General features: G+C 61.6%; 8 protein-coding genes and 1 pseudogene. 2 read left to right on the top strand and 7 right to left on the bottom strand.

Features of this window, described 5'->3' with window-relative positions:
• Together VFL62_RS07010 and VFL62_RS07005 are read right to left on the bottom strand one after the other, a co-directional pair.
• Window positions 1–537 (bottom strand): annotated as a pseudogene (locus tag VFL62_RS07010) (flagellar protein); the annotation flags it as partial.
• A gap of 205 nt (window positions 538–742) precedes the next feature.
• Window positions 743–1,906: a flagellin gene (locus VFL62_RS07005; protein WP_325171641.1), complete on the bottom strand. Its 1,164-nt coding sequence runs from the start codon at window positions 1,904–1,906 to the stop codon at window positions 743–745.
• A gap of 349 nt (window positions 1,907–2,255) precedes the next feature.
• Between VFL62_RS07005 and flbT the strand changes: the two genes are divergently transcribed.
• Window positions 2,256–2,675 carry a flagellar biosynthesis repressor FlbT gene (gene flbT / locus VFL62_RS07000; RefSeq protein WP_325171640.1) on the top strand — a complete coding sequence of 140 codons (420 nt, stop codon included), beginning with the start codon at window positions 2,256–2,258 and terminating at the stop codon, window positions 2,673–2,675.
• A 34-nt stretch (window positions 2,676–2,709) separates the two neighbouring features.
• On the opposite strand, the gene VFL62_RS06995 is transcribed toward flbT, so the two are convergent.
• The 4 genes from VFL62_RS06995 to VFL62_RS06980 form a co-directional block, all read right to left on the bottom strand.
• Window positions 2,710–4,191, bottom strand: coding sequence for a pyridoxal phosphate-dependent decarboxylase family protein (locus tag VFL62_RS06995; RefSeq protein WP_414644635.1), 1,482 nt, complete (start codon window positions 4,189–4,191; stop codon window positions 2,710–2,712).
• Window positions 4,188–5,453, bottom strand: coding sequence for a hypothetical protein (locus tag VFL62_RS06990; RefSeq protein ID WP_325171639.1), 1,266 nt, complete (start codon window positions 5,451–5,453; stop codon window positions 4,188–4,190). The genes VFL62_RS06995 and VFL62_RS06990 overlap by 4 nt, the downstream gene beginning before the upstream one ends.
• Window positions 5,443–6,222, bottom strand: a complete 780-nt coding sequence (locus VFL62_RS06985) for a hypothetical protein (protein WP_325171638.1) — start codon at window positions 6,220–6,222, stop codon at window positions 5,443–5,445. Before VFL62_RS06985 ends, VFL62_RS06990 begins: the two co-directional genes overlap by 11 nt.
• Before the next feature lie 97 nt (window positions 6,223–6,319).
• Window positions 6,320–7,840 carry a tetratricopeptide repeat protein gene (locus tag VFL62_RS06980; RefSeq protein ID WP_325171637.1) on the bottom strand — a complete coding sequence of 507 codons (1,521 nt, stop codon included), beginning with the start codon at window positions 7,838–7,840 and terminating at the stop codon, window positions 6,320–6,322.
• A 253-nt stretch (window positions 7,841–8,093) separates the two neighbouring features.
• Here VFL62_RS06980 and VFL62_RS06975 point away from each other — a divergent pair, with 253 nt between their 5' ends.
• Window positions 8,094–9,695: an ABC transporter substrate-binding protein gene (locus VFL62_RS06975; protein ID WP_325171636.1), complete on the top strand. Its 1,602-nt coding sequence runs from the start codon at window positions 8,094–8,096 to the stop codon at window positions 9,693–9,695.
• A 99-nt stretch (window positions 9,696–9,794) separates the two neighbouring features.
• Here VFL62_RS06975 and VFL62_RS06970 read toward each other — a convergent pair.
• On the bottom strand, window positions 9,795–10,029 hold a 235-nt coding region (locus VFL62_RS06970), incomplete at its 5' end, for a hypothetical protein (RefSeq protein WP_414644634.1).

Raw genomic sequence — 10,029 nt, 5'->3', positions numbered from 1 at the left:
ATTCGTCAAGGCGGTATTGAACGCGGTGATCGAGTTGACGTTGCCGGCACCGACCACGTTGCTGATCGTGATCGTGGTCGCGGGCCCGGTGGTCGGCGTGAAGACGAAGGTTTTGCCCTGGAGCGAATTGGTGCCGGCGTTGGTCAGGTCGGTGATCGTTCCGGAAACACCCAGCGCGCCTGCGCCGGTCGGAGCCAGGCTGGTCGCGGAAGCCTTCTGCGAATAGCCCGTGGTCGTCTGCAGCACCTGGCTCGCGATCGACTTGGCGGTGTCGACCAGCTTCTGCAGCGAGGTGAGACCGGTATTGGCGGCCTGCAGCACCTGCACGCCGTTGCCAACGGCGTCGAGCAGATTGTTGATGTCGCTGGCGCGATTGTCGAGCCCCTGCGCCGTGAAGAAGTTGGTTGGATTGTCCAGCGCCGAATTGACCTTCTTGCCGCTCGCAAGACGATTTTGAGTGGTGGACAAGAGCGAGGCGGTGTCTTGCAGCGAAAGCAGGTTCTGGCGAACCGCCGCGGTGAGAACAATGCCGGACATATCAGGCGCCTTCCGTCGTTTACCTCCGCGGTATCTAACGGGCCTTCCTTTAAATTATGGTTAACGCCCCCTTAAATTGTTTAGTTAACGACTGGTTACCGAGCGCCCACCCGCGGACCCTGCGCCGGCGGCTTTCCCGATCGCGGCGACAAAAAAAACGGCGGGGTTTCCCCCGCCGTTCTTGCTTGGTCGTTCTTGCAGAAGATCAGCGGAGCAGCTGCAACACGCTCTGCTGCGACTGGTTGGCGAGCGCCAGCGCCGAGGTCGCGATCGACTGGCGGGTCGACAGCGCCTGGCTGTTGGCCGCTTCCTCGTTCGGGTCGGCCAGCGTCAGGTTGGACGCACCGGTCTGCAACACGTTGATCAGGTTCTTGTTGAAATCCTGACGGAGTTGCACGACCGACAGATTCGAACCGAGCGCGGATGCTTCGGTGCGGAGCGTAGTGCTGGCCGCGCTGAGCTTGGTGAGCGCCGCGTTGGCCGAGCTGTTGTCCAGGAAGTCCGTGCCCGCGGTCAGCGAGCCAAGGCCGAGGCCGGCCGCGTTGAAAGTGACGCCAGTGATGGTGAGCGTGGACTTGGCCGTTTCGTCGAAAGTCAGCTTGAGGTTGTCACCATTCAGCAGGTTGATACCATTGAAGGACGAATCCTGAGCAGTGGTCGTGATCTGCGTGATGATGTTGTTGTACTGAGACACCAAGCTGGCACGCGTCGCCTGAGAGCTCGCATCAGCGGTGGGTGCAGTCGGAGCTCCGAACGTCACAGAACCGGTGGTTCCCGAAAGAGCAATCGTACCAATCGTGGACGAAAGCACGTCGTTGGTCGTGCTGAACACCAGGTTGTTGGAGCTGTCGAGGCTGGCGGTCAGGTTGTTGGACGCCAAAGCCGTGTTCAACTGAGCCAGCGTGGTGGTGGCGCCGAAGGTGAAGGCGGTCGCCGTGCCGCCACCAGTGGCAGCGATGGAGAGAACCTCGCCGCTCTTGATCAGGGTGCCGTCGGTCAGGTTAGCCGCGGTCCCGGTCAGGGCAGCCGAAGACGTCGACGTCGAGTGAGTCGTATAGCCAGCGGGCGCCTGAAGCACCTGGTTGGCGATCGACTTGGCGGTATCGACCAGGCTCTGCAGCGAGGTCAGGCCCGTGTTGGCGGCCTGCAACACCTGCACACCGTTGCCGATGCTGTCGAGCAGGTTGCCGATGTCGGAAGCGCGGTTGTTGAGACCCTGCGCCGTGAAGAAGTTGGTGGGATTGTCGAGCGCCGAGTTGACCTTGTTACCCGTGGCCAGAGCGTTCTGCGTGGTGGCCAGGAGCGCGGCGGTGCCCTGAAGCGAAAGAAGGTTCTGACGAACTGCAGCGGAGAGAACAATACCGGACATAAGTGTACCTTTCTGGTTTACGCATGACATCCGACCGTTCAGGCCGGATTACCGCGGCACAGTGAGAGCAAGCCGTCTAACAAAACATGAATTGAATCTGGGCAATTTCGACCGCCGACTCGGAGCCAAGACTGGAAACAGGGCTCTCACGACCCTGCCGCCAAAATCACCTCATTGATAATAATGAACTTTCCCACCGATTCATTTCCGTTTACCGGCTGTTAACCATAAGTCCGAAAGACTGCTTATTGCTAAGATCGTTCGCGTGGATTGCAGGTGCATCGTCGACACTTGATCGCGCACATTCCAACACCCGATCCAACACGACAGCCGACAGCGGAGAACAGAGATGGCGCTAAAGGTCGAGCTCAAGCCGCACGAACGGATCATCATCGGCAACTGCGTGATCACCAATACCGATCAACGCGCCCGGCTTCTGATCGACGGCGACAAGATTCCGATCCTGCGTGAAAAGGACATTCTGACGCCGGAAACCGCCGACACGCCGGCGAAACTGATCTATCTGGCGGTCCAGCTGATGTACATTTCGCCGGACCCGCACGAAAATCACAGCACCTATTTCAATCTCGTGCGCGATCTCGTCACCGTCGCACCAACGACGTGGCCGTTGATCGAAAGCATCAACACCAACATCCTCAACGGCGAACTCTATCACGCCTTGAAGGAAGCAAAGAAGCTCGTCGCCTACGAGAAGAAGCTGCTGGACGAAGCCCGCGAGAAGCAAGGCGCCGCTGTCGAAGCCGCCTAGACGTCACGATCTCCTGAATAGAATAAAGCAGGCGCTAGGCCGCGTGATCTTCCGTCGATCGCCGCGCGCCGAACTCCAGCACCGCAGCAAGAAGTGCATCGATATCGCACGTGTCGGTGCGATGATTGACGATCGCTGCACGGATCGCGAGCTTGCCATCGAGCTTCGTGGTCGATGGCGCGGCGACGCCGGATTCCTGGATATCGATCACGATCTCGCTGTTGACGCGGTCGGCATCGTCAGCGCGATAGCGGAAGCAGACGATGTTGAGCTGCGCCGGCGCGATCAACTCGAGCCGCGGCTCCGCTGAAATCCTGGTCTCGAGATAACGCGCCAGGCGGCAGGTACGCTCGATCATCGCACCCAGTTTCTCGGTGCCGAATGCCTTGAGCGTGAACCAGGTCTTCAGCGCGCGAAAACCTCGCGACAGATCGGGACCCAGATCGCACGGCCATGGCGAGCCCGCCGCAAGACCGCGCGTCTCGCGCCGCAGGTAGACCGCCGGCGCCGCAAAGGCATCGAGATGACGCTGTTGATCGCGGACGAGCAGAAAGCCCGCATCATACGGCACCTGCCCCCATTTATGGAAATCGAGCGCGACAGAATCGGCGCTTTCCAAACCGGCAAGACGCGGCGCCAGCGCCGGCGACAGAACGCCGAGTGCGCCGTAAGCCCCGTCAACATGAAACCAGAGTTTCTCCTGGCGGCATAACGCGCTCAAGCCTGCAAGATCGTCGATCGCGCCGACATCGACCGTGCCGGCCGACCCGACCACAAGGAACGGCCTCAAGCCGATCTCGCGATCGCGCTTGATCTGCGCACGCATCGCCTCGACGTCGACGCGATGCAAACGATCGACCGGCATGCAGCGCAGCGCGTCGGTGCCGAAGCCCGCAAGGTCCATCGCCTTGGACACGCAACCATGCGCCGCGTTCGACGTGTAGGCCGTCAGCATGCTGCCTTCGCCGCCAACGCCGTGCTGCCGCACCGAAGCGCCAAGCGCCGCGGTGCGCGCCACCCACACGGCCATCAGGTTGGCCATCGACGTGCCCGTCACGAAGATGCCGCTCGCGCCTTCCGGAAAGCCGAGCATCGATCGCGTCCATTCCGTGATCTGGCGTTCGACTTCGATCGGCATGTGATCGCGGCCGCCGAGATTGGCGTTTAGTCCGCCCGCCAGCATTTCCGCGAGCATACCGATCACATTGCCGCCGCCATGCACCCATCCCATGAAACCGGGATGAACGTTGCCGGTCGCATAGGGCGCGATGAACTTGGCGTATTCCTGATAGATATCGCTAAGTTCTGAAGGCTGGCGCGGCAGTTCGCGGCGAAATCGCGCACGAACATCGTCCGGGATCGGGCGCCAGACCGGCCGCTCCCTGATATTGGCGATGGCATCGATGGCCTCATCGAGCATGCGATGGGCTTGTTCACGCACATCGTCCCAAGCCGCCGGATCGAGCGTTTCGCTCGGCCCGACGCTCGAAGATGGTTCGGCCGGCACCTTCGTCACGCCGCCGCCTCGCTTGCACGTCCGGCGCGGCGATATAACAGTGCGGCGAACGCATCGAACACTTTTCGCATCTGCGGCACCTTGTACGGAAAGACATCGGGCGGATCCATGTCGTGGACGATCGCCGTATTGTCGGCCTCGAAGATCAGCAACGATCCGTCTCTGGTTTCCGCGCAGTCTATCGTGAAGTAATCGAGCCCGATACGCTTCGCAAGGCCTGACAATGCCGCGCGATGCTGCTGCGCAAAACCGGCATCGAACGTCTGCATGAACGCCTGTTCCTCGCGGCGTTTGTCCGCACTCGCCGCCATCTGCGCATTCATGTACCAGATGTCCCAACGATCGGCGATGGCAAGGTGAACCGCGTAGGGCTGCCCATCGATCAGGGCGATGCGGGCCTTGCGAAACAGCCCGTCGTCGCTTCGATAATCGATAAAGCGGGAAATGAAGAAGAGTTCTTCCGACCTTTCGGCGAGATAGCGCTCGATGGCGAGCGCATCGTCCAACTTCGCAAGACCTTTGCCGGCGTGTGAACCGCGCGGTCTGACGATGAGAGGAAAGGCAAGATCGGGCGCGATCTCGGCGAGCGCGAGCACCGATCGGGAAAGTCCCGCAAGCTGCTCGCGCGTCAGACAGACCGTCTGCGGAATCTCGAGACCTTCGACACCGCCGAGCAAGCCAGGAAGCTTGTCACGATCGAGGCGGCCAATCAGACCAGGCAGATTGAGCAGCGGCCGCGGCCAGTTGGGTGCAGCGTGTACGATCTTGTCGAGTGCCGCGCGACAATCGTCGGAGTCCGAGGCAACCACCATCGCAACATCATGTGGAGGCAACCAGTCGGGCCACGCCATATCGGGCAGGACGTAGAGTGTCGTCAATTCGATGCCGCTGCCTTCGAGAAGGAATTCGATCGGCGTGTTGCTCCCGATGTCGGTCGCGGCTGCGAGCGCCAGAACACGCAAATGCGGCGGCCTCGCCGTGCAGGGCGAACGGAACAATTGATGCGAGCCAAGGATGGTCTCTTGGATCGCAAGCCCAGCTTGCTTGTCGCCGAGCAGCTGCGCGATCACGGAAAGATCGAGCCCCTCGCCGGCTTCGATCGAGCCATCAAGAAGTCTCGTGATCAACCGCCGCCATAATGGACGAAGATCGTGTCCGGCCTCGGCGGCGCGCGTCAGCCTGGCAAGACCGATGCACTCGGCGCAAGGCTGCCGGGAAATGCCGGTTCGGCGTGAAGACGCGCCGCCCGCTTCAGGCCGCATCGCTCGCCTGAGCCGGGCTTGCGAATTGGGAAGCGACATTGCCCCGGAACACCGAGGGTCCGACATGGTCGAGGCAGCTTTGCAGATCGGCCCAGATCTCGCCGCCGATGTCGGTCCAGCGCTTGCAGAACGCGAAATCCTCGCTGAGATAGGTGCCGGTCGCCGGATCGATCATGCATTCGAACAATGCGAAGCGGTTTGGACTTCCAAGCAGCGCATCGTGCGAATGCTCGCGGACGAATTGCAGCGGCGCATAATCCGGATGCGCGCACATCTTCTCGAAGACGTGGCGTCGGATCATCAGAAAGCCCGTCCCTGCATAACGCACGCGCGTAAAGCCGTTGACGACGGCGACGTGGTCGGGATCGTTGAGTTCGAGCACATAGTCGAGCGAGGCCGCCGGCACGTTCGACCGCCTTGCCTCGATCGCGGCTTTCGCCTTCTCCCAGTTGACGCGCTTGATCGGATAGAGACCGGCGACGACATCGGCGGCCGATTCGACCAGGCGAAACACCTGCTCCGGCGTGAATCCAATGTCGGCATCGACAAACAGAAGATGCGTCGCGGTTGGATCATCGAGAAACGATGTCATCAGATTGGCGCGGGCGCGCGTGATCAGCGCATCGCCGTCGCGCAGTTCGACCTTGAGCCGCACGTTCGAGAGCGAACGCACGGCGCGCTGCAGAGCGAAGATCGAATTGACGTAAAGCGTGGAGACCTGACCGCCGAAGCAGGGTGTCGCCACTACGAGGTGAATCTGCTCGGTCATGAGGTGCTCCTTGCGGCCAGCGCCCGTCCTGGGCAATGGCCGGCCGCAATCCTCACCAATCAGTAAATAGACGTGGTTAACGAAACCCTAACGGGGTTCATCCCGCCCGGCCGCTCAATTCACCGGCGAGGCGGGCGATGACGCCGTCCCAGTCGCCAAAGGCCGACTGCCGCAGCAGTTTTGCGCTCGGATACCAGGGGGTGTCGTCCCGTCCCCGCAGCCAGCGGAAATCTGCCGCGTGCGGCAGCAGAATCACGACCGGCTTGCCCAGGCTGCCCGCCAGATGCGCCACAGCCGTATCGACGGAAACGACGACGTCGAGCAACGAGATCACGGCGGCCGTGTCGGAGAAATCGGCAAGTTCGGGGCCGAGATCGATCACATCTGGCAAACCCCGCAAGCTCTCCCGATCAGCCTCGCGCAGCTCGCGTTGCAGACTGACGCATCTCAGCGGCAGTTCGGCAAGCAGCCGGCTGAGTTTTGCCAGCGGGATCGAACGATTGGCGTCGTTCTTGTGCGCCGACGAACCGGACCAGACGAAGCCGACGCGCGGGCCGCCCTCGCCCAGCCGCTCGCGCCAATGCGCCAGGCGATCCGCTGGCGCCTTGAGGTAAGACATTTGCGCCGGGACGCTCGCAAGCTCGGTGCCGAAGGCGAACGGCAAGCTCATCAAGGGACAGTGCAGGTCGAAGGGCGGTAGCGCACCTCCCTTGGCGACGATCTCGAGATTTTCGAACTGCGACAACAGCGACGTCAGTTCACCTTGGACTTCGCAGATCACGCGCGCGCCGCGGCTTGCGACGAGCGGTGCATAGCGAATGAACTGAAGCGTGTCGCCAAAGCCTTGTTCGGCGTGCAGCAGGACCGTCTTGCCCGCAAGTGACACGTCGCCAAGCCATTGCGGCTGGCGGAACGAGCGCCGCTTGTCGGCAAACGCATTGGTTTTCCAGCGCCACTCATAGGCTTTCCAGCCGGCGCCGAAATCGCCGAGCGTCAGGTGAGCCAACGCGAGTTCGAAATGCGCCTCGGGAAAATCCGGGCTTTTCCCGATCGCCGCCGCCAGACTTGCGAGCGCCTCCTGCGGCCGGTCGAGCCGGCGCAGCGCATGGCCGCGATTAGTCAGGATCTGCGGATGCTCCGGCATCAGCGCCAGCGCCTGCTCGTAACTTTCAAGCGCATCCGCCGGGCGGTTGAAGCGCAACAACGTGTTGCCGCGGTTGACGCGCGCGCCGACATGCGACGGATTATGCACCAGCGCCTCGTCATAGCTTGCAAGCGCTTCCGTAATCCGATCCAGGGCAAGAAAGGCGTTACCGAGATTATAGAGAATCTCCGGATGACGCGGCGACAAGGCCAGCGCGTTGCGATATTGCGCGATGGCTTCTGCGAATTGTCCCGCATTGTGAAGCGCGAGGCCGAGATTGGACGCCGCGTCGAGCGAGCCCGCGTTGGCCTTCACCGCTTTGGCGAGAAACCCGACCGCCTCGAGATTTTTGCCGCGCTGAAGCTTGACGTAGCCGAGCAAGTGCAGCGTATCGAAATGATCTGGACAATATTCCAGGATCGCCGTGAACAGCTTTTCGGCCTTTTCGAGATGGCCGTCCTGGAGCGCGCCCATGGCTTGCCGCTGCAATCGCGCGAGGTTCGGTGTCCGCGCGGACGCGCTTTTCCATTGAGCAGACAAGGACGAAACCCCCTCGATGGCGCACGCATCGCCGCCGTTATCGAATCAAACGGCGCGGCTAAGACTATCATTTTTAAGGGCATTCGGCGGCAGCGCTGACCGGCGCCGCATCGCGCGCGCTTGTCACAGATCTGGTCCGCAACTTGCATCGCGCCTGCATATTCTCCCAGGACGACAGGTGAGGCAGATGCGCATTTTCCGGACTTTTGTTGCCGCGGCTGTGGCGACGGGGCTCTTTGTCTTGCCGTCAAAGGCCGAAACCACCCTTCGTATTGCGATGACGGCTTCCGACATTCCGACGACGACGGGCATGCCGAACAACGGCTTCGAAGGCATGCGCTTTCTCGGCTATCCGATTTTCGAAGGGCTCGTGCTGTGGGATCTCGCCGGCACCGAGCGCCTCGCCGATCTGAGGCCGGGGCTGGCCGAAAAATGGGAACAGGCGCCGGACGACAACAAGACCTGGATCTTTCACCTGCGTCAGGGCGTGAAGTTCCACGACGGCACCGACTTCAACGCCGATGCCGTGATCTGGAATCTCGATCGCTACTTCAAGAACGACAGTCCGCAATACGAGCTTCCGGGTTCAGCGATCTCGCGCGCCCGCGCGCCGCTGCTCGCTTCCTACAAGAAGATCGACGACGCGACGGTTGCGATCACCACGACCAAGCCTGCTTCGTATTTCCCGTATATGGCGGTCTATCTTCTCTTCACCTCGCCAGCATCCTTCGAGAAGGCCGGCCGGGACTGGACCAAGGTCGCGACCTTGCCCGCCGCCGGTACCGGCCCCTTCCGCATCACCAAGGTCGTGCCACGCCAGGAAGTCGATCTTGCGCGCTGGGATGGCTACTGGGATCCGAACAAGAAGGCGAAACTCGACAACGTCGTGCTGATGCCGATACCCGAGGCCAATACGCGGCTGGCGGCGCTTCGCTCCGGGCAGGTCGACTGGATCGAGGTGCCGCCGGCGGACGGTATCGCTTCGCTGAAGGCCTCCGGCTTCACCATCACCACCGGCTCCTACCCGCACGTCTGGCCGTGGTTCTATAACATCGGCGCGACTGGCAGCCCGTTCAAGGACGTCCGTGTCCGGCAAGCGCTGAACTATTGCGTCGACCGCGCCGCGCTGGTGGAACTGCTCAATGGTACCGCCGAGCCTTCGGTAGGATGGCTGAAAACCAGCGACCCGAATTTCGGCTCGCCGCAAAACCGCTATACCTTCGATCCGGCCAAAGGCAAGAAGCTGCTCGCGGAAGCCGGCTTCACGCCAGACAAGCCGCTCGCCTTCAAGGCAATGATCTCGACCTCGGGCTCGGGACAGATGTCGCCGCTGCCGATGAACGAGTTCATCCAGCAAAATCTCAAGGAGGCCTGCGGCGTCGACGTCACCTTCGACGTCGTGGAATGGCAGATCCTGCTCAACGCCGCGCGCGCGACCCCCGACAGTCCGAACCTGAAAGGCGCGATGGTGCTCAACGTATCATCGCCCTCCTCCGATGTCGGCGTCATGGCACGGTATTTCTCCTCCGCCAACTTCTCGCCGAACGGATTCAATTTCGAACAATGGAAGGACGAAGCTTTCGACGAAGCATTGCCGACGCTGGCCGAGGCCAGCGATCCGGCCGTGATCTCAAGCGCCTTTCGCAAGGCGCACGAGCGGCTGGTCGACAATCCGCCCTGGCTCTACATTGTTCACGACCTCAATCCGCGCGCCATGAGCCCGAAGGTCAAGGGTTTCATCTCGCCACAGTCATGGTTCGTCGATCTGACGCTGGTCAGCATGCAATAAGAGGCGAATTTCCGATGCGGCCGCCTGGCGCGAGGTAAAGTTTCGCTGAATCGTCATTGCGAGAAGCGAAACGGGTAGCCGTATTAAAATCGTCGTGCCTCAACGCTGGGGAATCACCGGCAGCAACAGCTGGCAGCTCCCCTGCCGGTCGAGATGCAATGTCGTCGTTCCCGCAAAGATCTTGCGCGGCCGGTCGCGCGGATCGTCGTGCAGGAACGGCCCGCATCCAAGCAGTTCATTCTTGAAATTGGAGAGCCTGGCTCCGGTGCTGGCCTGCCACCTGTAATCCGTACCGCGCACGCTGAGGCCGATGCGGTATCCTTTCGGAACGACA

Origin of the sequence: Bradyrhizobium sp., assembly GCF_035701725.1 — a bacterium.
GTDB lineage: Bacteria > Pseudomonadota > Alphaproteobacteria > Rhizobiales > Xanthobacteraceae > Bradyrhizobium.
This window is presented reverse-complemented; position numbering and strand designations above follow the sequence as displayed.

Excerpts from the sequence above, each read along its gene's own strand:
- VFL62_RS07005 (WP_325171641.1), bottom strand. The coding sequence starts at position 1,906 with ATGTCCGGTATTGTTCTCTCCGCTGCAGTTCGTCAGAACCTTCTTTCG.
- flbT (WP_325171640.1), top strand. The coding sequence starts at position 2,256 with ATGGCGCTAAAGGTCGAGCTCAAGCCGCACGAACGGATCATCATCGGC.
- VFL62_RS06990 (WP_325171639.1), bottom strand. The coding sequence starts at position 5,453 with ATGCGGCCTGAAGCGGGCGGCGCGTCTTCACGCCGAACCGGCATTTCC.
- VFL62_RS06985 (WP_325171638.1), bottom strand. The coding sequence starts at position 6,222 with ATGACCGAGCAGATTCACCTCGTAGTGGCGACACCCTGCTTCGGCGGT.
- VFL62_RS06980 (WP_325171637.1), bottom strand. The coding sequence starts at position 7,840 with ATGGGCGCGCTCCAGGACGGCCATCTCGAAAAGGCCGAAAAGCTGTTC.
- VFL62_RS06975 (WP_325171636.1), top strand. The coding sequence starts at position 8,094 with ATGCGCATTTTCCGGACTTTTGTTGCCGCGGCTGTGGCGACGGGGCTC.